The organism is Claveliimonas bilis (genome assembly GCF_030296775.1).
Lineage (GTDB): Bacteria > Bacillota > Clostridia > Lachnospirales > Lachnospiraceae > Claveliimonas > Claveliimonas bilis.
The window spans coordinates 2,768,481-2,793,193 of sequence record NZ_AP027742.1; the positions used below are offsets into that span (position 1 = coordinate 2,768,481).

Below are 24,713 nucleotides of genomic sequence, written 5' to 3' on the forward strand. Positions count from 1 at the left end.
CAAAACTATTATAATCGTTTTGCGTCAAATATACAACAAATTTTAATGATGGAAAAGGCGGATCCCCGTAAATGACATCACTATACCGTATTTATTGCACACTTCGATGACATTATCGTCTCTCACAGAACCGCCCGGCTGAGCGATATATTTCACTCCGCTTCTGTGGGCGCGCTCAATATTGTCCCCAAATGGGAAGAAAGCATCAGAGCCAAGAGCAACGTCTGTCATCTGATCCAGCCATGCTCTTTTTTCTTCTCTTGTAAAGACTTCCGGCTTCCTTACAAAAATTTTCTGCCATTCTCCTTCTGCCAGCACATCCATGTAGTCTTCTCCGATATACAGGTCAATAGCATTGTCCCTGTCTGCTCTTCCGATAGACGGAAGGAACTCAAGTCCCATTACCTTGGGTGACTGGCGAAGGTACCAATTGTCTGCCTTCTGACCTGCCAGCCTTGTACAGTGGATCCTGGACTGCTGTCCTGCTCCGATTCCGATTGCCTGTCCGCCTTTCACATAGCACACGGAATTAGACTGGGTATATTTCAGTGTGATCATAGAGATAGCAAGATCGATCTTAGCCTCTTTTGTCAGTTCCTTGTTCTCTGTCACGATATTGTCGAAGAAATCTTCACCGATATTCAGCTCATTTCTTCCCTGCTCAAATGTGATTCCATAAACCTCTTTATGTTCCAGAGCTGCCGGAGTATAATCCTCATCGATCTGAATGATATTGTAGTTTCCTTTTTTCTTCTGCTTCAGGATTTCCAGCGCTTCCGGCTCATAACCCGGCGCGATCACTCCGTCGGATACTTCCCTCTTGATCAGTCTTGCTGTATCTGTATCACAAACATCAGACAGAGCAATGAAATCTCCGAAGGAAGACATTCTGTCGGCTCCCCTGGCTCTTGCGTAAGCGCTGGCAAGCAAAGAAAGCTCTCCCAGGTCATCTACCCAGTAAATCTTGGCAAGGGTTTCGCTTAATGGAAGGCCGATCGCAGCCCCTGCCGGGGATACATGCTTAAAGGAAGTGGCTGCCGGATATCCGGTGGCTTTCTTCAGTTCTTTTACAAGCTGCCATCCATTGAAGGCATCCATAAAATTGATATATCCCGGTTTCCCGTTCAGCACCTGGATCGGGAGATCACTTCCGTCTGCCACATAGATCCTGGATGGTTTCTGATTAGGGTTGCATCCATATTTCAACTGTAATTCTTTCATTTTTATCTGTTCCTTTCTTTTGTTTTTTCTCTTCAAAAAACTACTGATTTTTATTGATGATACGTGTCTGCCACTTTCCCGTTTCTATATCAATATAACGCACAAACAAGGAGACCTTATTTTCCTCATTCAGACTGCTCCAGAGACTTTCTGCAAAAGCATCCATATCATCCGGAATCCCGATCAGCTTCGGTTCACCTTCAAAACTTGGCAGAGGATTGCCGTCATGCATATATGTATGGATAAAATGTCCCTCTCCCGGAGCTGCATTCTCATAGGCAAATGTAAAACGATTACAGCTTTCAGGGCTTCCGTTATTGCTCTTTAAAATAGACATTGCATAGCTGTATTTTCCGCCTTCTATATGCATGATACCGGAAATGCGAGGTGTATAATTAGGGCCGTCCGGCTCAAATTCTCTGCAGCGAAGAGATTGTTCAAATGTCATCTGCTTGTCCATACCTTCATAGATCGTGTCTGTCTGATCTCCGTTTGTCACGATCGTCTTATTTCCCAGCACGCGCACCGGTGCATAGATGATCAGGCTTGGGTCCGTCAACTTAGAAGGATCAAATGCCTGAGTACGGATTCCGTCACCGTCTTCTACGAAAATGCGGTTGCGGCTGTTTTCACTTCTTCCCATAATAAAATATGCTGTCACTGCATTTTTCCCATCTGCACTTCTTCCAATAATGATTCCTCTGCCCGGATAAGAATTTCCCTGTAATTCTTTTTCAATTGATAACATTTCCATGTATCCCTCTCCTTTTCATGCCATTTGCTGGTTTATCTGTCCCCGGCTGCAGGCACACATTCTTTGCCAGCCGAGGTTTTCCTCTATCATTATATAAGAATTACCAATAACTTTCCACTATTAATTAGCATTATTTATAAGAAAACCCTTGTCTCCCTCCCCAAAAAGGAGTAAGATATCTTCTGCGAAATTCGGCAGTTTTTTGCAGAAGCACAGATGTTTCTGTATGCCGCTGCATTTTAGCAAGGGGGATTCCAATGGATACAACAACCGCAAAGCGTGATTTTCTTTTTGACAATTATAAAGCTGTCTTGATCGTCCTTGTCATTATGGGACACTTTACAGACTTAAACTATGGAAATAATGCTTTTTTATACAATTTAAAATGGCTGATCTCATCTTTTCATATGCCGGCTTTTATCTACATATCAGGATATTTTTCCAAACGCCAGCATTCTTTGACAGAGCTGATCCAAAAGCTCCTCATTCCATATCTCGTATATGAATGTGTTTATTATGCCCTGTACACCTTCATCCTGCACAGGCCCACAGGACTCTATCTTCTCTATCCGAAGTTTTCTCTGTGGTATATTCTAGCTCTTTTTGCATGGAGATTGGCAACTCCCTACTTCAAAAAGCTGCCGGGACATATGATCCTTGCAGTTGCGGCAGGACTCCTGATCGGGCTGTCCGGAATGAAAGACAACTTCCTCTCCATTCCAAGGATCCTGGTCTTCTATCCTTACTTCCTGGCAGGCTATCATATGAACCGGGAATTTTTCACAAGGATGCGTACCCGCCGGATACGTATTCTTTCAGCTGCAGGACTGATCTTTGCCACCGTTTTCCTTGTCGCTGATCCGATCCACAAAGGCTATGATCCTAAGATATGCTACGGAAGATACAATTATCATTACCTGGGACAAGCTCCTCTGGAAGGAATGCTGGTGCGCCTGATCTGCTATGGTGCAGGATTTGCTCTGACTTTCCTGATCGCCTTTATCATAACGGAGAAACGCACATTTTTCTCTTACCTGGGCAGTCGGACCATGCCGATCTACATCTTTCACGGGCTTGTATACTCCTGCTTTAAATACGGTTCCCATATCCTGCAGAATATAAATACTATTCCGGAGACCATCCTTTTGCTTGCTTTCTGCACAAGCCTTGCTTTCATCGGTTCTTCCGATATCCTGGTCAGAATTACAGATCGGATTTCCCATCTGATTCCTCCTTCCGGCAACAGACCTTCTTTCGGGAAATCTTATCGTGAAAACAAAAATGTAAATTAAAAAGGGAGGCCGCCTGTTCATCCATCGCTGATGATCTGCGGCTCTCCCTCATTTTTTCATTTTAAATACTTCTATGCAACGACATACTTCCCGATCGCATTTACAACTTCACTGCAGTCTTCGTCGGAATAAATACACAGCTCCAGGTTATTTTCCAGTCCGAGAGCAAGAATACCAAGCAGCGATTTTGCGTCAACAACTTTTCTGCTGCTTTTCTTCAGATCCATGTTGTAATCATACTTTGAAACAACATTTGTAAAATCCATAACTTCTTCCGGCGTTTTGAATTGTACTTTTACCTGACTCATACGTCTTCCCCTTTTCCTAAAATTTTCTTAAAACTATATATTCTTGTCTGTCTTATTATGTTCCATTTTTTCCAAGTCAAGACTATCATATATCATTATTGCCAAAAAAACAGGCTCATATTTTTAAAAAAGGAGTAATTTTTTAATCTTTTTCGTGTATTTTCCCCGTATCCTCTGTATCGTTCCCTCCTACAAATGTGTTTTCCGGTATTCTGAAGGAAGCATTCCTGTCTCTTCCCTGAAAATCCTGCTCATGTATTTCGGATCACTGTAGCCTGCCTGGTCTGCGATCTGGTTCAGCTTTAAACTGGTAGACACAAGGAGTTCTTTGATACGCTCTATTCTGACTTTTTTCATTGTCTCCGTAAATGTCATGCCGGTTTCTTTTTTCAGCCGCGTACTCAAATATTCTCCCGACACCCCCAGCTTATCCGCAATCTCTTCCAATGTAATTCCCTGATTATAATAATCTCCAATCAGAACACGTGCCTTTCTCACAAGAAGACTTTCATCCTGCTCCTCATTCTCTCCTTCAATCTGACTCATACAGTCAGAAAATACATCTCTGATCTGCTGCCATGTCACAGCTTCCATCATCTCCTGCATCCGCCGGGCCACGGGAAGATCTGTCTGATAGATCCTTCCGTACTCCCGCGCCGCATGGAAAACCACACTGAAATAGCGGAAACAGGCTTCTTTAACTGCTGCCGGATGGAAATCTCCCGCCTTGCAGTAAGCGATAAACTTATCCACACACCTGGATATTTCGGTACTGTTCTTCCCTGCAACTGCCTGTTTTACTCTTGTTTCCAGCTCCAGCGGATATTTGAACGGCTCCTTCCCCATTTCCAGGATCTTGTCATAATATATAAGCTCCCGTCCCCCTCCGGTCAGAGAATAATCGAGTACGCCAAAAAGACCCGCCGCTGCCTCTGACAGCCCCTTAAGCCCATGGCAAAAATGAAGCCCCATGACCGCCCGGCCTCCTGTCTGCCCCGAAATCACAGAAGCAAGCTTTGTTTCTATGTATGCCGCTGCTTCTTCCTGACCCGGCATCCGATACAGTACTGCCATCACAAGGTCTCTCTTTTCTCTTTTGAGAGCACAGGAAGAAAAAATCCCACTGTTCCTGCCTGCCTCCTTAAGGCTGCTGTAAATCTCCTCTGCATAATCCTGAAACCGCTCTCCCAGCCACACGAAGAAAATGCCCAAATTTCCATCTGCGTCAAATCCATACTTCTCCATCAGCTGTTCTTTCATATAGGTATCTGTTTCCGGCATCTCTGCCAAAGCCAGGGTTAAAGCCGACTCCAATGAATATTTTTTCTTTTGTTCTTTTTCCTCATTGATCCTTTTTTCGGCAAGCTTTAAAGTCTCTTCCAGTTCCTTAAGCTTTACCGGTTTAAGAAGATAATTTTCAATTCCTAGTTCAATTGCTGTTTTCGCATAGTCAAAATCAGAATAGGCCGTTAAAACCACTGCCCTGCAGCCATTGTTCTCCTGTCTGAGTACTTTCAGCATCTCAAGGCCGTCCATATCGGGCATACGGATATCCAGGATCACCAAATCCGGCTTCTCTTTCCGGATCATTTCCAATCCTTCTATCCCGTTTGACGCTTTTCCCACAAGCTCATATGCCGGATTCAGCTTTTTCAGTATATTTCCCATTCCATTTCGTATTGCCGCTTCATCTTCTACAATCACGATTTTCATCTATATCGCCGCCTTTTTCTGTAGGAATATACATATGTACTCTTGTAAATTCTCCCGGAACACTTTCAAATTCCAGGGATGCTCTGCTGGAATAATACAACTGAAGCCTCTTCCTTACATTTTCTATTCCTACGTGCCCGTTTTCCGGTTCCTTCTGCCTGATCTTTTCCAGTTCCCGTTCCCCAATCCCTTTTCCATTGTCTTCTATGACAATATGAAGCAGACCTTCCTCCTGTGCCATGCGTATCAGGAGCCTGCATTCTCCTTGCTGATCGCGGAACCCGTGCCGGATACTGTTTTCCGCAAAAGGCTGAAGCAGCAGTTTATGGAGCTTTCTATTTTTTATATCTTCCGGCACATCTTCCTCTATGAGAATTTCCTTCCCGATTCTTTCCTGCTGCAGCCTGACATATTGACGAAGCCAGTAAAGCTCCCCTCTTACCGTTGTTTCTTCACCGGCGTTCATCACAGAGTAACGAAGGATATCAGCAAGATCTCCTAACATCTGGCTGATTTCCAGTTCCCCCTTTTCAATTGCTTTCCAGTTGATCGCATCCAGTGTATTGTAGAGAAAATGAGGGTCTATCTGCGCTTCAAGAGCCTGGAGTTCTGCATTCCTTTGTTCCTCTGCTGCCGCCCTGCCCTGCTTATCCAGAATATCGATCTGACGCATCATGTCATTAAACCCTTCTGAAATCCGATTCAGTTCGTAAGGCATCTTCTTATCTGCCGTCAGTCTCACAGAAAAGTCCCCGCTTCTTGCGGCATTCATAGCTGTCACAATCCGTCCCACCTGCCGCACCAGAGGCGCTGACATAAAATAGGCTACAACTACCAGAATAACAATAACAGCGACAGCAATCATCAATTCAAATATCACCTGCCCCCAGAGAGTCCGCGCATACAGACTAAGAGAGTAATGCTCCTCAATCTTCCATCCTGTATCCTTCATTGTTCTTGTCTCCACATAAGAACTGTCATCACTTAGCTCTTTTGTAGAAATGCCGATGGCGGAAGAGTCTGATGAGCTGATCACCCTGCCTTTATCGATGATAAAAGTCGTTGTATTGGAGCCGTTTTGAATAGTTTCTCTGATCACGTTTTCATTCAGGCTCATTACTACCTGACCTATTGCATTTTCTTCCTCATCTTTTATAAGACCGATAATATGAAAGAGATACTGCTCCCCTGATTTCGTAAACACAGGTGCAGTATCTGTATGGTAAGTAATCTCCTGATCTGTTTCCACAAAAAGGCTCTCATCCATCCAGCTGTCAGACTTTGAGGCTTCTTCCTCTCTTTCATAGAAGAGCGAAGTCCCCCTCGGTCCCAGCAGGCTCATCCCTTCTATACCGGTGTTTCTCCGGCAAATATATGCAAAGTCCTGCTGTATACTTTCTCCGGCTGCTTTTCCCTTCCCCTGTTCTTCTCCAAGATTCCGGACGTTTTCCTGAAATTCTTCATCTGTTGATAATTCGTGCAGAATAGAAGTATATTTGTCCAGAGTAACATCAAGCATTCTTACTGACTGCTGCAGATCGTTTTTTACCTGTTCCTGATAGCGGTCAGTAAGAGTTTCTTCCAGGCTGACGATTGCCATAACAGAAAGAATCACAACCGGTATGGCTGCCAGCGCCAGAATAAGCGGCAGCAGCTTTTCCCGGAAGGTTTTTTCTTTTCTCATCTAATCTTCATCCTTTTCATGAGCATAGAGCTGATTTTCATCCTTAATCATGGCCGTCCCTACTCCTGCTACACTGAAAAATTCCAAAAGGAGGGCATGCTGCATCCTTCCATCCAGGAGATGTACACGGTTTACTCCCTTCTCGATTGCCGTAAGTCCCCGTTCCACTCTGGACATAACGCCCTCGGTCACTTTTCCCTCTTCTTTCATCTTCTGGATCTTCTCTACCGTCAGATGAGGATAAACTTCGGTTCTTTTCTCATCCTTCCATATTCCCCTGTGGGAAGAAAGATAGATCAGCTTGTCCGCATGAAGGACCACCGCCGTTTCAAGCGCAGCATCCTTGGAATCAATCACTACGTTTTCATTGTCAATATCATTGGGCATGATAACCGGAATATAATCATTGTCCAGCATCATGTGAAGGGTATGGGAATCGATGCCGCACACGCCGATCGCCTTCGTGCCGCATAATTCCAAAAGCTTGGCAATACGCTTATTCTCCCTGAATTTATCTACTCCCATTGGAGCATCATGGACAACTACCGGTTTCATTCCTACTGTTTTTAAAAGAGCAATATCCTGCATCAGATCCTGTTCTGCTACAGGACTTAAATACTTACGGCACCCATATTCAATGACCGCCACCTGCCTGTTGAAATCTCTGATATAGGGAAGCGCCCTGATCAGAATTTCCGCTTTGCGTTCAATCTCCTCAAATACTTTCTGTTCCATTTTCCCTTCTCCTTCCTCCCCTCTAATACCGACGGATCTCATCCTCGTCCTCGCCTTCTGTGCTTTCCACAGAACGGATCACAACATAGTACCCGGCATTTTCATTTATTTTTACATAAACCCTGTCACCGGCCTTATGCTTCAAAATTGCTTTTCCAATGGGGGATTCTATGCTGATCTTTCCATTTAAAGAACTTCCCCTCACAGAAGTGACGAGCTTAAATACTTCTGTCTCATCATCGTCTTCAAAATAGACCTCTACTTTCTTGTCTATACCCACCTCGTCAGCTGCAGAGTCATCCTGAACGATTTTCGCCGTTTTCAGCATCCGCTCCAGATACCGGATCCGGCTCTCATTCTGATTCTTATCTTTTTTAGCAGCATGGTACTCAAAATTCTCACTGAGATCGCCATGGGCTCTTGCCTCTTTTACTGCCTCAATTGCATTTTTTCTTACAACCAGCTTCCGGTACTCAATTTCTTTCTGTATTTTTTCCACATCCTGCTTCGTCAGCTGTTCCCGCAATTTTAACACCTCTTTATTTCTTCATCTTCTTATTCACTATAGCATAAATCGTCTACCTGGAAAAGGGATTCTTCCTGCGCCAAACAAAAAAGACAGATAAAAGAAGGGTCGTTGCCTCCGTAGCCGGAAATGCCGCCCATATGCCGGTCATGCCGAACAATTTTGAAAGGACTGCCGCGTAGATCACAATACAGATCAGCCCTCTCATTACCGAAATGAGGAAGGATTCTCCTGCCTGCTCCAATGCTCCTTTGCACGCGGCTGTCACAATATTCACACCTGCCGCCAGAAATCCCAGGAAGTAGATACGAAGACCTGTATGAGCGATACGGGCAAGCTCCTTATTCCCCTCGCTGTTAAATACAGCGATCAAAGAATCCGTGGCAAAAAATGCGGTCAGTACAAGAAAAACACCTACTGCCAAAGCCAATATCACCATATAACGATATATTTCCCGCACTTTTGCACCGTTTCCCTCCCCATAATATTTGCTCAAAAGAGGCTGGCTTCCCTGTGAGATACCGGTAAAAATCGAAAGAGCCACCAGGGCAAGGTTTGCGATCACCCCATAAGCCGCAACTCCCGTATTTCCGCTGATCCCCAGGATCAAAAGATTCAGAACGATCAGTACGACGCCGGAAGAGACTTCATTGATAAAGGATGAAGCTCCCAGACCAGGGATCCCTTTTGCATAGCGCCAGAAGGATCCGTCTGTCTGCAAATGAAAGCCATTCTTTCCGGAAAACTTGTGCCGGGAAAGGATCAGCATACTGATAACAGGAGCAAGCCCTGTCGCAAACGCTGCTCCGAACATTCCCATATCCGCCGGGAAAATAAAAATATAGTCTAAAATAACATTGGAAAAACTTCCCACAAGCATCCCGATCATAGAAAGCCGGGGATTGCCGTCATTTCTCACAAAGGCAAGAAAAATGTTGTTGCATATAAAACAGGGGGAAAAACATAAAATTGTCCGCAGGTAAACCGTAGTCATCTCTATGATCTTTCCCTCCGCTCCAAGAAGGATCGATAGCGGCCGAGCCGCAAAAATTCCCACTGCAAATAAAATGATTCCGATCAAAAGTCCCATTGCAAGGGCCGCCGTAAATACACGGTTTCCCTTTTCCTCTTCTCTTCTGGAACGATAAATAGAGTACTTTGTTCCGCCTCCGATCCCGATCATCAGCCCCGTTCCATTGATAAAACTGTAAATAGAAATGGCAAGATTAAGGGCTGTCAGACCGTCGGCCCCCATCTTTGCTGAAACAAAAAATGTATCCGCCAGAATATAACAGGACAGCCCCAGCATTCCAAAAATATTCAAAGATACATATTTGCCAAATTCTCTCTTCATGTCTTATTTCCTCCTTGCTCCTCTTTCTGCCAGGTCACTTACTTTTTGCGATACCCGAAAGGCTCTTATTTGATCAGGGAACAAAGTTTCCCGACAAACAAAAATATCCAGCCGTATTCCTTCTAAGACCTACCGGAATACGGCTGGACACTTTTCTCCATCTACCCGGTGGCAGATGGGGCCCTTTCTCTTGCTTGTGTCTACTTATATCACAGTCAGATATTCGAAGTCAAGCATTTTTCCTGCATTTTCTTTTCCTGCATTTCTTTTTCAAAGTCATCATTCCCCGGAGTTCAAAACATCATCCGGCATGATCTCGGACAAATACGCTTTTCCGGAAACAGGGCGGTCCATATGCTGCAGGCGCATTTCTTTCCCTGTATCCTTTATTTCCCGAAGAAGCCCCTGTGCAGACAGTCTTCTTGCCCCCTGTCCCATTATGATGATCTGCTCCAGACCGTCCGAGGTAGCGACCGTCACCTGATGCTCTTTTGAGATCTCATGCACAGTCTTCTCAATATATTGATCCGCCGTCTCTGCCTCCTTGGTGTAAACAACATAAATATTATGATATTTCTGCACTTCCCCTGTGTATCCCGGCACTTTATATGCGTCAAATACAAGGATCAGCGTCATTTTGCGGTAGCCCTGATAATTGCAGAGAACATCCATCAGCTTCCCTCTGGCTGCCTCAATATTCTCCTTAGCCAGTTCTTTCAGATCTTCCCATGCAAAAATAATATTATATCCATCCACCAAAAGGTATTCTTTTCCTTTTTTCTTCTTCTCTCCTCTATAGGTGCCGCTGCTTTCCGAATGCACGGTGCGCTTCCATGCAGTGCGCTTTTCTCCGGAACCATATGTTCGTGCAAAAATCGCCTTCAGCTCCTCTTCATCTGCCATGGCGGTATGAACCCTGTGCTTTCGATCCTCCAGCTCCGATACTTCCTCCGCCTCTTCTCTCTTTCGGATCCCTTCCACATGCATATAATCTTCCACCTGATCCCAGCTGACGGTAAATCCCGCTCCATGAGCGCAGAATACGGATCCTGTCGGATTATCAGTATCCGCCTCCGGATCATATCCCATCTTTTCTACGATTTCTTCCTGGTTGTGGCAGGGCTCATATCCTTTCAGCGTGCAGAAAAACCTCCCTCTTCCACCGGTAAAGGACAGAAGTTCTGTCTGATATCCTCTCATACAGATTACCGGGGCGCTTCCGGTTAAGATCATCCGATCCCCTTCTGCAACGGGAGGCTCAAAACTGCCGCTCATTCGCTGCACATCTGCAAGCACACGCCCGATCTGCTCCCGGGGAACCTCGATCCGAAATTCATACACCGGTTCCAGAAGAACACTTTCCGCTTTCCGAAGTCCCTGGCGCACTGCCCGGTATGTAGCCTGGCGGAAGTCTCCGCCTTCGGTATGCTTCTGGTGGGCCCGTCCTGCAATGAGTGTGATCTTCATATCTGTAATCTCAGAACCGGTCAGCACTCCTCTGTGCTTTTTCTCTTCCAGATGGGTCAATATCAGTCTCTGCCAGTTTACATCCAGCATATCCTCACTGCATTCCGCTGCAAACTGCAGTCCCTCTCCTCTCTCCCCCGGTTCCAGGAGAAGATGGACTTCCGCATAATGCCTAAGAGGCTCAAAATGTCCCACTCCCTCCACCGGGGCGGCAATCGTCTCCTTATATACAATGCTTCCCTCCCCAAAGGAAACCGGCACTCCAAACCGCTCCAGAATGAGAGCTTTTAAAATATCCATCTGCACTTCACCCATGATCTGTATATGGATTTCCGACAGTTCCTCCTGCCATACGATGTGCATTTCCGGAATCTCTTCCTCCAATTGCCGAAGCTTCAGGCAAAGACTGTGCATGTCGCAATCCACCTGCGGCTGCAGCCGGTAAGTCAGCACCGGCTCCAGAATCGGCGCTTCAGACTGTTTCTCTATGCCCAGTCCCTGCCCCGCATAACTGGTCCGCGGTCCGATCAGGGCGCAGATCGTTCCGGGGCCGGCCTCTGTTACATTCTGAAAACCTGTCCCGGAATAAATGCGGATCTGTTCCGCCTTATCCTCGCTTGTCTCATCCAGACGCATTTTCACTTTCAACGTTCCGCCCGTCACTTTCAGATGGGTCAGTCTCATACCTGAACTGTCTCTTGAAATTTTATAGACTCTGGCGCCAAATTCCCGGGGATAGACAGGATATTCCATGTACCGGTCCAGACCATCCAAAAACTGCTGTACCCCCTCCATCTTAAGGGCCGAACCGAAAAAGCAGGGAAACAGCTTCCTTTCTTTTACCAGACCTGCAATGTCTTCCCTCCCCGGCATATTTCCTTCAAGATACTCTTCCAGAAGGGTTTCGTCATGGAGGGAGATCCTTTCACAAAACTCCTCATCAGCCTGTTCACCGTCCCGCATAAAATCCTCACAGTCATCAGAAAGCCGTTCCTTCAGCTCTCCCATAAGCTGCTCCCTGTCTGTTCCTTCCAGGTCCATTTTATTGACAAACAAAAACGTTGGTATATCATAACACTTCAGCAGGTGCCACAGCGTTTCCACATGGCCCTGCACCCCGTCCGATCCGCTGATCACAAGGACCGCATAGTCCAACACCTGCAGCGTCCGCTCCATCTCTGCGGAAAAATCCACATGTCCCGGCGTATCAAGAAGCGTCACTTCTTTCTCTCCAATGGTAAGTTCTGCCTGCTTGGAAAAGATGGTGATCCCCCTCTCCTTCTCCATTGCATGGGTATCAAGAAACGCATCTTTATGATCCACCCGGCCCAATTTACGGATCTGTCCGGTCTGGTATAATATGCCTTCCGCCAATGTCGTTTTCCCCGCATCTACATGGGCCAGAATACCGACACAGATGTGATCCGCCCGTTTTCCGGGCGCGTTTTTCTCTCTATTTTTGGATGTATTTTCCATGAAAAAACCCCTTTTTGCGCTGTAATAATGACTGTATTATCATAGCACAAAAAGGGGGATAAGTCGATAAAGCATTGTCTGTCCTGTATCGTTTAAGGAGCGGAAAGCTTTATCTATTTGATTTTGTATCTGCGCCCTTTGTTCTTTCCGATCGCTTTTATCTTATTTCGCTTTGCAAGTTCATTTACCAAAACTCTGGCTCTCGACTCTTTCACTCCGATGACTTCTGCTATCTCACTTGTTTTATATTCTTTGTCCGGAAGCATGTATTCCAAAACAGTCTCCATCTGTCGTTCTGTCTTTTTTGTCACTTTCTTTTTATCACCGCTTTTTATCGCCACTTTTTTATCGCCACTTTTTATCGCCACTTTTTTTACAAACGATAATTTTAAAATGGTTCTGTCTGGTCCATATTCTTCTATGACCTCCGGCTGCTCCCATCCCTGCCGCTCCCAGGCACTATATATATCCGGCACACCGCTTCCTGCTCTTTCTCCAATCCCAATCAAATTAAACATCTTCATCAAAGCTTTATTCCTGGGATCCGATATACCTCCTTTCAGCATCTGCTCTTTTCCAGTTCTGATACTTCCCGGATTTTCCATTACGATAGTCTCTTCATCTTTCCGGATCACAATTCCTCTCGGAACGTAAAAATCTGTATTTACCAAACAATTCGCCAAGGCTTCTCTCAACGCTTTATGCACAGGCGTATCATCTACTCTGGTTATCCCTTCCAGTTTAAAAGGAATTTTCAAATCTTTCACAACTTTCCCATAAACTCGAAAAAAGAAATCGAATAAATTCCCTGTCCAGTCACCGGAACTAGATTGCAATCTGTCCGTCCACCGGATACTAGGATCAAGAATTTCCCGATAATCCAGGAAATATTCCGGGAATTCATACAAAATCCTATATTCCTCTCCAAATATTCTTCATCGTTTAGCCTCTCCCATACATGTTCCGTTCTATAAGCCATATGCCGATTACGATAAGCACGTACAGTTTCTGAACTTTGCTAGGCTGCCTGCAGGATATGCCGTATACATTTTTTCCTCACAAAATAGAAACATATCGCCTGCATAAGAATCGTAATGATCCAGGAAGCCGGATAGGAGATAAACAGAAAGTAAAGCGACCTGTGGTTTGGAAACATTCCGTAAATCCACACGATCCTTGTTCCTACCGTTCCGATCACCGACAGGATCATGGGTACTGCCGAATGTCCCATTCCCCGCAGCGCTCCCGGTATCAGATCCATAATACCGCACAGGAAATACGGCACTGTCGTAATGGACAGGATTTCCAGACCGTAGCGTATTACGTCACCTTCTGTCGTATATATCTTTAGAAGCGTTCCTCCGAACACATAACTGCCAACTCCCAGAACAGCCGCCGTCCCCACCGATAATATCATGCAGTTTAGCAGTACTCTGTCCATTCGCTTATACTTCCCTACGCTGTAATTTTGGCTTGTAAAGCTCATGCACGCCTGTGTTACTGCATTGATGGCCACATATAAAAATCCAAGGATATTGTTGGCCGCCGCATATCCGGCCATAGCGATGGAACCAAAAGAATTAACCGACGACTGCAGAAGAGCGTTGGAAAAATTGATCACCACACTCTGGATCCCCGCCGGAATCCCCACCTGAAAAATCTGTTTCAAATGAACGCTTTTCATCCTGAGCATGGAGAATTTAAGCTGGTAACTTCCTTCCGTTTTACACAGACACCGCACTACAAGGATGGACGAAACACACTGGGATGCCACTGTACCCACCGCTACTCCCGCAACCCCCAACGGTATGACAATGACCAGCAAAAGATCCAGTACTACATTTGCCATTCCGGCCAGGCTTAGAAAGAGCAGAGGTCTTTTTGTATCACCTACCGCACGCAGGATTGCTGATCCGTAATTGTAAAGCATGAAAAACGGCATTCCCATAAAATAGATCCTCATATAGCGCGCAGACTGCCCGATCACGTCCGATGGAGTCCCCATCAGTTTCAGCACAGGATATGCAGAACACACGCCGATGAATGCCATCACGATTCCTGAGAGCAAAGCAAATGTAATAGCTGTATGTACCGTCTCAGACATTTCCTTATCCCGCCCCGCAGCATAATGTCTGGCAGCCAGTACATTGGCGCCCAGAGAGATTCCAACAAACAGATTCGTAAAAATATGGATCAGAGATGTTGTGGATCCCACGGCAGCCAAGGCCGAGCTGCTGTCAAACCTTCCCACGACAATAATGTCCACTGCGTTGAACATAAGCTGAAGAATACTGGTCAGCATAAGCGGCAGTGAGAAGGAAATCAGTTTATCCATGATCGAACCATTGCACATATCGATCTCATATCTTTTGTTTTTCAAGAAGAACCCCTCCCATATCACGTTTTCTACCACAGATTATCTTACTTCGTTCTTATTTTTTCGTCAATGGTTCTTTCCGTAATAAAAAAGAAAGCGAATTTTACATTTGTATTTTCATCATTATAATCAACTACAAATCTGCAAGTATAATGTTGAAATATTAAGGATGACCATAAAAATATTTTTATTCATAAACTTTGTAATTATATTAGCTTATACTGGATTTACGGAAGATTGGGAACAGCGTAAGGTATCTGATTTACTTCAAGAACGTAATGAACAAGCACCAATGAGTGAAGAATATCCATTGATGGCATTTATTGCTAATCAGGGTGTTGCCCCAAAAGGAGAACGCTATGATCGTAGTGCCTTAGTAAATGACGAAAAAGGAAAGAAATATAAAAAAACAGAATTTGGTGATTTTATTTATAGTTCAAATAACTTAGAAACAGGTTCAATTGGATTGAATAAGTACGGAAATGCTAGTATTTCTCCTGTTTACAGTATCTTTAAACCAATTGGTATAGATGATTTAGACTTTCTTGGAAGAAGATTTTTAAGAAAAGATTTTATTAATGAAATGGTTAGATGGAGACAAGGAGTTGTTTATGGACAGTGGAAAATTCACGAATCTGATTTTTTTAAAAAAAAAATTACTGTTCCTACAATAACAGAACAAAAGAAAATAGGAGGTTATCTGGATAAACTTGATCAACTTATCACCCTTCATCAGCGTAAGCTACTATAGCAAGGAGGTGTTATATATTGTCAAACAACTTTAAAAGCGCTGATTTATTCTGTGAATATTATTTTACATGGATTATGGTTTATAAAAAGGATGCCGTCAGAAAAGTAACTCTAAATAAATATTTCATGACATATCAATGGATAATAAAATTAGCTCCTAAACTAAAACTATTTGAATTGAATCGCATCACATATCAACAATTGCTAAATGATTATGCTACTTGTCACGAACGCCAAACTACTATGGATTTTCACCATCAGTTAAAAGGAGCCATACTAGATGCTGTAGATGAAGGTTTAATCAACCGCGATCCAACACGCAAAGCAATTATAAAAGGGAAAACTCCAACAGAAAAAAAGCTGAAATATCTTAATCAGTTTGAGCTTCATACACTACTAAGTTCCCTATCACTAACTCCTGAAATAAACTGGGATTGGTTTATACTACTTCTTGCAAAGACTGGAATGCGGTTTTCCGAAGCACTCGCTTTGACCCCAAAAGATTTTGATTTTATTCATCAGTCTCTTTCTGTAAACAAAACATGGGATTATAAAGAAGGTACCGGCTTTTTGCCCACAAAAAATAAGTCTTCTATTCGCAAAATTCAAATAGACTGGCAAACAGTAGTTCAATATTCAACTCTGGTGAAAAACTTACCGGAGGATGAACCAATATTTGTAAAAGGCAGAGTATACAATTCCACAGTGAATGGAATATTGTCACGTCACTGCAAACAGGTAAATATTCCTGAAATAACGGTTCATGGACTTCGACATAGGCACGCTTCCCTTCTCCTATTCGCAGGAGTATCGATTGCAAGTGTAGCACAGCGTTTGGGGCATTCTAGCATTACAACAACTCAAAAAACTTACTTACATATTATTCATGAACTAGAAAATAAAGATGTAGATTTAGTCATGCGATCTTTGTCTAGTCTAAATTAAATTTTTATTCAAATAGCTTACGCTGATGAAGGGTGATAAGGTGGTCGATGTTTTCCAAATAATCTCCAATAACTCTCTGTTCCTCAATGGATGGAAGGGATACCGTTGTGTTTCCTACAAGCTCTTTGTTAAGATTATTAACCGTGCTACCTGCGGCAAACATCCTATACTGGTTAAGCATTTGTTCCGTTCCAAGCATGTGACACAGGAACTTCAAATCAAACCTGCTCTGAGTATCTCGGATGAGGAGCCAACCGTCATGAATACATCCATTTATCCCCATAATATATGGTTTTCCGAAACTCATTGAGTTGGAAAGAATCAAATCACCAGGCTGCACTTGCCTCGTTTTTGAAAGGCCTTCCGGTTTTATTTTTTCGACGGTTTTGGTGATGTATCTGCCTTGCTCTGGAGCATCTCCAATCTTCACCCAATTCAGGCCGTTAGGTGCGTCGGTGATGTAATCATCTATCGGCCTGGGCGATCCACCACGCTCAATTAGTACCAAATCTGAGAACTTACGCTGTTCCCAAACTATAGCTTTTCCACCTTCTCATCATTCTCTTTTCCTGGTCTTTATTAAACTGCCAATATTTATATAGGTCTTTTTCATTCGTTCCATATAATAAACTCAATAATTATCATATATCTTTTTTATAATTCCACGCCTAAAATTTCGAGCTGCTCTTTTATCTCTTTTTCAAGCTTCTCTATTTCTGCATTATCCTTTTCCAACTCTTTGCACACTGCCAATATATCTACCGGAGGTTCTTCCTCAAAAGTATCTACATATCTTGGTATATTCAAGTTAAAATCATTGTCTTTAATCTCTTCATATGAAGCAAGATGTGCATATTTATCAATGTCTTTTCTTTCCTTATAGACTTTAATAATTTTTTCTACATTCTCATCACTTAAATTATTTTGATTTTTCCCTTTTTCAAATTCTTGACTGGCATCTATAAACAATATATCTTTCGTTGTACGGTTTTTCTTAAATACCAAAATTGTTGTCGGAATACCTGTACCATAGAACAAATTAGGTGGCAAGCCAATCACTGTATCCAGGTAATTCTTTTCTATAATTGTCTGCCGTATTTTCCCTTCTGCTGCCCCTCTAAACAGAACACCATGGGGAAGCACAATTGCCATCGTCCCTTCATGATTCAAATGATAAAGACTATGCAGTACAAATGCATAATCTGCTTTAGAGGCAGGTGCAAGCTTTCCATATTCCACAAAACGGGGATCCTTTAATTTCGACTCTCTGTTATCCCACTTTGCGGAATATGGCGGATTCGCTACAACAGCATCAAAACTGCGAGGGTGATCTACCCCCTTTTCATCTGGTCCATCAGGCCAGTCAACCTCTAACGTATCTGCATTATTTAAGTCCATATTATTAAACGAAACATTATGCATCATCAGATTCATTCGAGCAAGGTTATAGGTTGTTGTATTTAACTCCTGACCGAAAAATTTAATTGCTCCTGTTCTGCCTCCTTCCGGAAGTTCATCACGCACTGTTAAAAGCAAAGACCCTGACCCCATAGCAGGGTCGTATACCATAAAAGTATCATCCAGCTTTTCAATATTAGCTGTTACTATTTTAGCTAAAATCTTGCTTACCTGGTGAGGTGTATAAAACTCTCCTCCTTTTTTTCCCGCACTAGCTGCAAATTGTCCTATCAAATATTCATAAATTTCTCCGAGAATATCCTTGCCATCCTCACTCTTATATTCAATTCTATCTACAAGTTTTACAATGTTATTCAAAGACTTTGCACGTGCAGTTGTAGAATTTCCAAGCCTGGAATCACCCAGGTTAATGTCATTAAATACTCCCCGAAAATCTCGTGACGCATCAGAATTTAACTCCGCATTTTTATTGAAATGATCGAAAATTGTTTGATAATCACTGGGAATTACCATGGATTCATCTATTTTATAATTTAAAGAAGCCCATGTATCTTCCGGTTCAATTGCATATCCTAATGTTGCAGAAATATCCCGGAGATATTCTGGAAGTTCTTCTCCCGACGCCTGCTCACTATATGCTTCATTAATCGTTTGATCTTCCCTGATATCAATGACACCATTATCAACCAGATATTTTTCCTGATGCTCTGACAAATAACGGTAAAACATAAATGCTAAAATATAATTTTTAAACTCCCCTGCATCCATGTTTCCACGAAGTTCATTCGCCATAGCCCATAATTGGCTTGCTATTGTATTTACATTATTATTAGACATAACTTGTCTCCTTTTATCCTTTCTATTTCACAAAGATCTCTTTTATTGAAGCTCTTCCGTTTTGAATGTATTATAACCTTCATAATAATAACTCGCGTCAATCCCTTTCATATAGACACTTCTGTCATTCACCGCATCCGTTAATGCCTCTTTTAACAAAACTTTGATCTCCACATCTTTAATCGGACTTCTCTCCATCGCAAGCAAATAATCTTCTTTATCTACTTTGCTCCAGTCAATCACTTGCTGTATTTCTTTTTTCAAAATTGCGTCAAGCCAAATTCTTGTACTCCTCCCGTTTCCCTCTCGAAAGGGATGAGCTACATTCATTTCAACATATTTCTCTATAATCTCATCAAATGTTGTTTGAGGCATTTTATCTATATGTTCCAAGGCTGCCGCCAGATACATAACCGGTGCAAAACGAAAATTTCCTTTAGCAATATTCTCGTCCCTTACTTTCCCTGCAAAATCATATACTTCATCAAATAAGTATTTATGAATTTCAGCCAGACCCGCAAAAGTACCAACCTCAAATTGATCCAATAAGCCTTTTTCAAATAATTCCATGGCCTTTTTCTTGCTTATTCTTTCTTCTTCCCGCGCAAGTTCCGACGAATCGCTGATTCCTAATTTATTTTTTAACGCCATAAATATAAACTCCTTTTCTATACAAACATTTGCTGAAGCAGACCTTTTTTCAACTCTTTCAGATGATCTAACTTACGCTGATGAAGGGTGATAAGGTGGTCGATGTTTTCCAAATAATCTCCAATAACTCTCTGTTCCTCAATGGATGGAAGGGATACCGTTGTGTTTCCTACAAGCTCTTTGTTAAGATTATTAACCGTGCTACCTGCGGCAAACATCCTATACTGGTTAAGCATTTGTTCCGTTCCAAGCATGTGACACAGGAACTTCAAATCAAACCTGCTCTGAGTATCTCGGATGAGGAGCCAACCGTCATGAATACATCCATTTATCCCCATAATATATGGTTTTCCGAAACTCATTGAGTTGGAAAGAATCAAATCACCAGGCTGCACTTGCCTCGTTTTTGAAAGGCCTTCCGGTTTTATTTTTTCGACGGTTTTGGTGATGTATCTGCCTTGCTCTGGAGCATCTCCAATCTTCACCCAATTCAGGCCGTTAGGTGCGTCGGTGATGTAATCATCTATCGGCCTGGGCGATCCACCACGCTCAATTAGTACCAAATCTGAGAACTTACGCTGTTCCCAATCTTCCGTAAATCCTGGAAATCTTAATTCCGGAATTTTTTCTCCATTTTTAGGAAACATTTTTTGCAGTAATCCTTTTTTCAGCTCTTTTAAACGATCACACTTACGCTGATGAAGGGTGATAAGGTGGTCGAGTTTATCAAAATATGCTGCTATTTTTGCCTGTTCTTTCTGCGAAAGTGGCATAACTATCTCACTTCGCAATATGTTGTCATTGTATAAATGCTTGACTGTAGACCCCTCTATCAACCACTTTATTACTTGATAAGATATCTTAAGGAACTTTTTGTTAATACTCCCATCTGTCTTGAGCCATACAACGTTTGAATCTTGAAAATACTCATCTTTCCCTTTATATTCAGCAGTTCTTCCGATACTTCCAACTACTGAAATCAAAGTATCTCCTACTTCTGGATACGGATATAGTCTGCGAAATTCTTCGTACACTTCTCTTGAAATATATGAGTCAGGTTCTAAACCAATAGTTCCATTCTTAAAAAAAGGAATGTCTCCATGTTCCGATGTTTGTTCTTTAAAAATACGTTTGCAAGTCTGAACCGTACCGAGTTCCCCCAACTTACGCTGTTCCCAATCTTCCGTAAATCCTGGAAATCTTAACTTTGGCACTCTTCTTTTATTTTCATCACTTTTACTCATTTTCTTTCCTCTAAATTCTTTTACTTAAAGTGATAATTATTACGCAACAATAATCATCCGTATTGCCATTTTACCATTTTTGTTTTCCCTTCGCAATTTCACTATAGATATACCCTCTTTTAATGATCTGCCAGTTCGTCCGCCAACGCATAAATTGCATCCCTAAGGCTGTTTCGATACTTAATCCTCACCATTGACTGTACTTCTTCATCATGGGCCAGCATTGCATAGTCACGGCTGCCTTTAGCTATAATATCCTGGATACGGCCTGTATCATCTAAATCTCTCTGTCCGAATCTATGTCTTTCAAACATCTCTCGCATTTCTTCACTTGAAACAACATCAATAATTCCCCACTTGATCCGGAAATCCTGGAAACGCCGTTCCAGACTTACCTTATTTGCCTCCTGTATGATTTCAACGCTTCCGTTTTTCAGATGTACCGGATATTTAAAATCAGGATCATTTGGATAAAGTCCATTAATAATTGCCAGTACTGCATTCATGATCTGTCCTGCGTAATGCCTGTCTTCCAAACCATTGGCAAACTGACGTATCTTCTCTTTTGTTTCACCAGCTCCATCTCTGTCTTTTTCATGTACCTGATTTAAGAGCTTTTCTACAAGTTCTGTCAGGTAATCATAATCTACCTTGATATCTTTTACATGAGTCATTTTCAGTTCAATCTGAACAACTGGTATTTTCTTTTCTTTTGCAATGCTCTGTTTCAATTCATTACTAAGAACCGTTGTCAGCATAACCTCTTCTTCCGGCTCCATTCCCAACGCCCGAAGCAGATCATCCGGTTCCTCATAATCAAACCCTATTTTTTCTCCATTTATGATTTCCGGGTCATACTGTTTCAGTTTTATCATCCCGGCGTTATATTGGCGCATGAGATCCAACATCTTTTCCTGCTTTTTTTCACTATCTGGAATCTTTTGGAATTGATCTGTCATTTCTTTCAATTCCCCCACAATTCCTTTAACTTCATTAAAAACGGATTGAAACGGCTTTGCTATAATACCCGATTTTTCATTGAAATCTTTTCGTTCTTCATCCGACAGTTTTGCTGAATCTCTGTTGGCATATACAGAAAGAGCTTCATTCATCAACTTTTCGTTCTGAGCCGGCCAGCGATAATTAACAATCCTTCCCCATGGTTTTGCCTCCCGATCTGAAATCCGGTTTGTTCTGGAATATGCCTGAATAAGATTCGCCCCTCGCAGCACTCTGTCCACATAGAGCGTATTCAGTTCCGGAGCATCAAAGCCTGTCAGAAGCTGATCGACTACAATTACCAGATCCAGATACTTTCCGTCAATGGCCGTACGATCCAACCTACTCCTCACATCTTCTGTATAAGCAGATATATCCTTCATTTCAAACTCTGTATCAAATTCCTTATTATACTGATCTATTGCCTCAGACAGTCCTCGATTCGTTTCAAGCTGGCTATCATTATTTGATGTATTCAAACTAAACGTAACCGCTACTTTTAAAGTCGGTTTTCCTTCTTTTTCATTCTTTTGATTCACCCGCTGAAATTCTCTGTAATACATCATAGCCATGGGGGTACTGGCTCGTCCTCCTCCCACATGCGTAGTAAACATTGCATTATATTTTCCATCTCCGGAACGATTTTTCCAGTTCTTAAAAATATCTTCCACTACTAATTTTACATGTTCTTCATTCTCATCATAAAAGCTTGGCTCTATCGTGTCATCGATATCTTCTACTGTTAAATGTTTTATTTTTTCTTCAATCTGTTCCTTGGTCCATTTCGGGAAGCGCGCTTTATAAAACTCTGGGAGATATTCTGTTCTCATTTTTTCTTCATCAATTGTAGTTTCAAAATCCACCTTAAATCCAAGTACATTTTTGTCCGCAATGGCCTCACGAATTGTATAAGCATGAAGAAGTTTTCCAAATATATCTTCCGTCCTAAGTCCTGTTGTCGTTTCATCAAACATTGGCGTTCCTGTATAACCCACCCACGCCGAGCGTTTAAATGCTTTCTGTATTGCGGCAAAATTATCTCCCGCCGTACTTCTGTGCGCTTCGTCTACAATAAACACAATATTCTTATCCGGGGATTTAAAACTTTTCCTTTTTACCAGTGTCCCTAGTTTTTGCACGGATGTCACTATAATCTTATTATCTTTACTTCTTAATTTCCTGCTTAAATCGGTCGTGTTTTTTGTATCCTCTACCCCTCCTGTTGCAAAGCTTTCTCCTGCATACCCATCCGGATCATAAGCCTGATATTTCTCATTTGTCTGTCTTGTAAGCGCAATCCTGTCCACGACGAACACAACTTTGTCTACATTTGGTAATCTGCTTGCCAGCCATGCCGTTTTAAAACTGGTAATCGTTTTTCCCGACCCTGTTGTATGCCAGATGTATCCCACTTTTTTATCACCGGCCTCAAAGTCCATATGTTTGATTCCTTCTATTACTTTCTGTGTTGCATAGACTTGATAAGGACGCATTACTTTTAATGTTTCCTTGTTTTTCGTTCCATCCAGAATCATATAATTTACTGCCATTTGATGTGCCATAGGAATACTGAGCATACAATCTGCAAATTCTCTCCAATCACGCACAATGGAGTTGTCTTTTCTTCTCTGCCAATGAAAAGCAAAATCTTTGTTAAACTTTTCTATTGTAGTATTTGCCATATACTTTACATTATTTGGCGTCATTGCAACTAAAATTTGCAACGTGGAATAGATATTCCCATACTGATTCTCGTCTATGTACTGGCGCATTTGATTGAGCGCTTCATTGACATCATGAGTATCGGATTTTTCTTCAATCTGTATGATTGGAAGACCATTAATCAGAAGAGTGGTATCAAATATCCTTTCTTGCTTTCCTGCGATAACCGGCTGACGATGAATTTGATTCACCACCTGATAAATCGTATCCCCTGCCCCAATTTGCTTCTGATCAAATACAGTGAGAAAGACATGGCGGCCATCGTCCAAATCTATCTCAATCTGCGAAACTCCATTTAGGCCATATAAGAATTGTCCTGCCTCATATGGCGTATGAAGATCTGAAATAATCTTTTTTACCTGATTAAATTCTACCACACTCAAGGGGTAATCCAGAGTAGCCTGGTTATGCTGTTCTAATATTTCTTTAAAATTTTTCCACAAAGCTTCTGTCGTTTTGATGTGTGGTTCATATTTCCACTTTTTCGTTTTTACAATATAGCTGCCCGTTTCACGAATTTTGTTATTTGATTTATCCCCTATACTTTCTCCCGAAAGATAACGGATTAATTCATTTTCAAATACAAGTTCTCTCATATATTTCCTCCAATCTACTGAATATAAGCAACTTTTCTTCTTCTGCCTTTCTCTTTTTCAAAGCCTCCACCCTCGTCTGCTTCAGATAAACTTCTCCTATTCCTCGCTGTATTTCCAATAGCGGCAGCGATGGAAACCTTATTTCTTTTAATTGTTTCAATGTATATTTTAAAACAGAAGAGCCTTGCAAGCCCGACCTAAGCTGTTTCCTTACTTTTCTGTCCTGATTCAAAAGATAGACCAAAAATGACGGATCCAGATTTTCATTTGGACAGATTTTGATATAGTTTTGAGTATACAAAAATCCCTTATGAGCTTCTCCCACGACACAGGCATAACCTGATATTAAACTAAACACTGTATCGCCCGCATCCAGGGTAGACACTATATCATTCGTATAGATTTTCTTGCTCGTTTCACAATTATCTTCTATTCCAGTCAGATCTTCCATAAGATCCTTTTGACTGTACATCTCATATTCTTTGGCCTGTCCCCTCGAGAGCTCTACTATTCTAAATTGAGGTGATCCACTCATAAATCTGACATATTTTTTCAATTCATACATAATCGTGCCTTTCAATAATTACAAATTTTTTATATTCACTATATCATATTTATTTACTAGGTACAATATTTTTGTAAT

Annotated in this window: 20 protein-coding genes; 3 read left to right on the forward strand and 17 right to left on the reverse strand. The window is 42.2% G+C overall.

Translation table 11 applies throughout. The features are described 5' to 3' along the window. Positions 1 to 42: 42 nt before the first annotated feature. Both R2J37_RS13390 and R2J37_RS13395 read right to left on the reverse strand, forming a co-directional pair. Entirely contained in the window at positions 43 to 1,221 is a 1,179-nt protein-coding gene (locus R2J37_RS13390) for a phosphoribosylaminoimidazolecarboxamide formyltransferase (RefSeq protein ID WP_230105214.1), read from the reverse strand. Between the two features lie 40 nt (positions 1,222 to 1,261). Continuing rightward, positions 1,262 to 1,975 (reverse strand): IMP cyclohydrolase, encoded by a 714-nt coding sequence (locus tag R2J37_RS13395; protein WP_256193088.1) that lies wholly within the window; start codon positions 1,973 to 1,975, stop codon positions 1,262 to 1,264. Between the two features lie 257 nt (positions 1,976 to 2,232). On the opposite strand from R2J37_RS13395, the gene R2J37_RS13400 reads away from it, so the two are divergent. Further along, positions 2,233 to 3,267 (forward strand): acyltransferase family protein, encoded by a 1,035-nt coding sequence (locus tag R2J37_RS13400; RefSeq protein WP_316265519.1) that lies wholly within the window; start codon positions 2,233 to 2,235, stop codon positions 3,265 to 3,267. A gap of 71 nt (positions 3,268 to 3,338) precedes the next feature. Here the strand turns inward: R2J37_RS13400 and R2J37_RS13405 are convergent, their stop codons facing one another. The 9 genes from R2J37_RS13405 to R2J37_RS13445 all read right to left on the reverse strand — a co-directional run bounded on the left by R2J37_RS13405 (position 3,339) and on the right by R2J37_RS13445 (position 14,883). Further along, positions 3,339 to 3,575 carry an HPr family phosphocarrier protein gene (locus tag R2J37_RS13405; protein ID WP_230105211.1) on the reverse strand — a complete coding sequence of 79 codons (237 nt, stop codon included), beginning with the start codon at positions 3,573 to 3,575 and terminating at the stop codon, positions 3,339 to 3,341. 189 nt (positions 3,576 to 3,764) lie between these two features. Continuing rightward, complete coding sequence (locus R2J37_RS13410; RefSeq protein WP_316265520.1) at positions 3,765 to 5,288, reverse strand: response regulator transcription factor; 1,524 nt, start codon at positions 5,286 to 5,288, stop codon at positions 3,765 to 3,767. Then, positions 5,263 to 6,972 carry a sensor histidine kinase gene (locus R2J37_RS13415; protein WP_316265522.1) on the reverse strand — a complete coding sequence of 570 codons (1,710 nt, stop codon included), beginning with the start codon at positions 6,970 to 6,972 and terminating at the stop codon, positions 5,263 to 5,265. Before R2J37_RS13415 ends, R2J37_RS13410 begins: the two co-directional genes overlap by 26 nt. Next, a complete protein-coding gene (locus tag R2J37_RS13420; protein ID WP_316265525.1) occupies positions 6,973 to 7,707 on the reverse strand; it encodes an amino acid kinase family protein in 735 nt (244 codons plus the stop codon). It abuts the gene before it with no gap. A 22-nt stretch (positions 7,708 to 7,729) separates the two neighbouring features. Continuing rightward, a complete protein-coding gene (gene greA / locus R2J37_RS13425; protein ID WP_230105207.1) occupies positions 7,730 to 8,233 on the reverse strand; it encodes a transcription elongation factor GreA in 504 nt (167 codons plus the stop codon). A gap of 52 nt (positions 8,234 to 8,285) precedes the next feature. After that, positions 8,286 to 9,587 (reverse strand): MATE family efflux transporter, encoded by a 1,302-nt coding sequence (locus R2J37_RS13430; protein ID WP_316265527.1) that lies wholly within the window; start codon positions 9,585 to 9,587, stop codon positions 8,286 to 8,288. Positions 9,588 to 9,866: 279 nt separating this feature from the next. After that, complete coding sequence (locus R2J37_RS13435; RefSeq protein ID WP_316265529.1) at positions 9,867 to 12,530, reverse strand: translation factor GTPase family protein; 2,664 nt, start codon at positions 12,528 to 12,530, stop codon at positions 9,867 to 9,869. A 113-nt stretch (positions 12,531 to 12,643) separates the two neighbouring features. Beyond that, positions 12,644 to 13,297 (reverse strand): ATP-binding protein, encoded by a 654-nt coding sequence (locus R2J37_RS13440; RefSeq protein WP_316265531.1) that lies wholly within the window; start codon positions 13,295 to 13,297, stop codon positions 12,644 to 12,646. Between the two features lie 251 nt (positions 13,298 to 13,548). Further along, on the reverse strand, positions 13,549 to 14,883 hold the full coding sequence (locus R2J37_RS13445) for an MATE family efflux transporter (RefSeq protein ID WP_316267046.1): 1,335 nt from the start codon (positions 14,881 to 14,883) through the stop codon (positions 13,549 to 13,551). A gap of 193 nt (positions 14,884 to 15,076) precedes the next feature. Between R2J37_RS13445 and R2J37_RS13450 the strand changes: the two genes are divergently transcribed. Beyond that, a complete protein-coding gene (locus R2J37_RS13450) occupies positions 15,077 to 15,658 on the forward strand; it encodes a restriction endonuclease subunit S (RefSeq protein WP_316265533.1) in 582 nt (193 codons plus the stop codon). Between the two features lie 74 nt (positions 15,659 to 15,732). Next, entirely contained in the window at positions 15,733 to 16,602 is an 870-nt protein-coding gene (locus R2J37_RS13455) for a site-specific integrase (protein WP_316267047.1), read from the forward strand. Between the two features lie 4 nt (positions 16,603 to 16,606). On the opposite strand, the gene R2J37_RS13460 is transcribed toward R2J37_RS13455, so the two are convergent. The 6 genes from R2J37_RS13460 to R2J37_RS13485 all read right to left on the reverse strand — a co-directional run bounded on the left by R2J37_RS13460 (position 16,607) and on the right by R2J37_RS13485 (position 24,635). Beyond that, positions 16,607 to 17,110 carry a restriction endonuclease subunit S gene (locus R2J37_RS13460; RefSeq protein ID WP_316265535.1) on the reverse strand — a complete coding sequence of 168 codons (504 nt, stop codon included), beginning with the start codon at positions 17,108 to 17,110 and terminating at the stop codon, positions 16,607 to 16,609. A gap of 146 nt (positions 17,111 to 17,256) precedes the next feature. Continuing rightward, a complete protein-coding gene (locus R2J37_RS13465) occupies positions 17,257 to 18,858 on the reverse strand; it encodes a type I restriction-modification system subunit M (protein WP_316265537.1) in 1,602 nt (533 codons plus the stop codon). A 42-nt stretch (positions 18,859 to 18,900) separates the two neighbouring features. Then, complete coding sequence (gene fic / locus R2J37_RS13470) at positions 18,901 to 19,509, reverse strand: protein adenylyltransferase Fic (protein WP_316265539.1); 609 nt, start codon at positions 19,507 to 19,509, stop codon at positions 18,901 to 18,903. Between the two features lie 17 nt (positions 19,510 to 19,526). Continuing rightward, positions 19,527 to 20,753, reverse strand: a complete 1,227-nt coding sequence (locus R2J37_RS13475; protein ID WP_316265541.1) for a restriction endonuclease subunit S — start codon at positions 20,751 to 20,753, stop codon at positions 19,527 to 19,529. A gap of 119 nt (positions 20,754 to 20,872) precedes the next feature. Then, complete coding sequence (locus tag R2J37_RS13480; protein WP_316265543.1) at positions 20,873 to 24,070, reverse strand: type I restriction endonuclease subunit R; 3,198 nt, start codon at positions 24,068 to 24,070, stop codon at positions 20,873 to 20,875. Continuing rightward, positions 24,051 to 24,635, reverse strand: coding sequence for a restriction endonuclease subunit S (locus R2J37_RS13485; RefSeq protein ID WP_316265545.1), 585 nt, complete (start codon positions 24,633 to 24,635; stop codon positions 24,051 to 24,053). Before R2J37_RS13485 ends, R2J37_RS13480 begins: the two co-directional genes overlap by 20 nt. Positions 24,636 to 24,713 lie beyond the last annotated feature (78 nt).

What these genes read in the sequence shown, in the direction of transcription:
- R2J37_RS13405 (WP_230105211.1), bottom strand. Translation starts at nt 3,575, where the DNA reads ATGAGTCAGGTAAAAGTACAATTCAAAACGCCGGAAGAAGTTATGGAT.
- R2J37_RS13465 (WP_316265537.1), bottom strand. Translation starts at nt 18,858, where the DNA reads ATGTCTAATAATAATGTAAATACAATAGCAAGCCAATTATGGGCTATG.
- R2J37_RS13400 (WP_316265519.1), top strand. Translation starts at nt 2,233, where the DNA reads ATGGATACAACAACCGCAAAGCGTGATTTTCTTTTTGACAATTATAAA.
- R2J37_RS13410 (WP_316265520.1), bottom strand. Translation starts at nt 5,288, where the DNA reads ATGAAAATCGTGATTGTAGAAGATGAAGCGGCAATACGAAATGGAATG.
- R2J37_RS13485 (WP_316265545.1), bottom strand. Translation starts at nt 24,635, where the DNA reads ATGTATGAATTGAAAAAATATGTCAGATTTATGAGTGGATCACCTCAA.
- R2J37_RS13480 (WP_316265543.1), bottom strand. Translation starts at nt 24,070, where the DNA reads ATGAGAGAACTTGTATTTGAAAATGAATTAATCCGTTATCTTTCGGGA.
- R2J37_RS13450 (WP_316265533.1), top strand. Translation starts at nt 15,077, where the DNA reads ATGACCATAAAAATATTTTTATTCATAAACTTTGTAATTATATTAGCT.
- R2J37_RS13475 (WP_316265541.1), bottom strand. Translation starts at nt 20,753, where the DNA reads ATGAGTAAAAGTGATGAAAATAAAAGAAGAGTGCCAAAGTTAAGATTT.
- R2J37_RS13455 (WP_316267047.1), top strand. Translation starts at nt 15,733, where the DNA reads ATGGTTTATAAAAAGGATGCCGTCAGAAAAGTAACTCTAAATAAATAT.
- R2J37_RS13390 (WP_230105214.1), bottom strand. Translation starts at nt 1,221, where the DNA reads ATGAAAGAATTACAGTTGAAATATGGATGCAACCCTAATCAGAAACCA.
- R2J37_RS13445 (WP_316267046.1), bottom strand. Translation starts at nt 14,883, where the DNA reads ATGTGCAATGGTTCGATCATGGATAAACTGATTTCCTTCTCACTGCCG.
- R2J37_RS13395 (WP_256193088.1), bottom strand. Translation starts at nt 1,975, where the DNA reads ATGGAAATGTTATCAATTGAAAAAGAATTACAGGGAAATTCTTATCCG.
- R2J37_RS13430 (WP_316265527.1), bottom strand. Translation starts at nt 9,587, where the DNA reads ATGAAGAGAGAATTTGGCAAATATGTATCTTTGAATATTTTTGGAATG.
- fic (WP_316265539.1), bottom strand. Translation starts at nt 19,509, where the DNA reads ATGGCGTTAAAAAATAAATTAGGAATCAGCGATTCGTCGGAACTTGCG.
- R2J37_RS13420 (WP_316265525.1), bottom strand. Translation starts at nt 7,707, where the DNA reads ATGGAACAGAAAGTATTTGAGGAGATTGAACGCAAAGCGGAAATTCTG.
- R2J37_RS13435 (WP_316265529.1), bottom strand. Translation starts at nt 12,530, where the DNA reads ATGGAAAATACATCCAAAAATAGAGAGAAAAACGCGCCCGGAAAACGG.
- R2J37_RS13415 (WP_316265522.1), bottom strand. Translation starts at nt 6,972, where the DNA reads ATGAGAAAAGAAAAAACCTTCCGGGAAAAGCTGCTGCCGCTTATTCTG.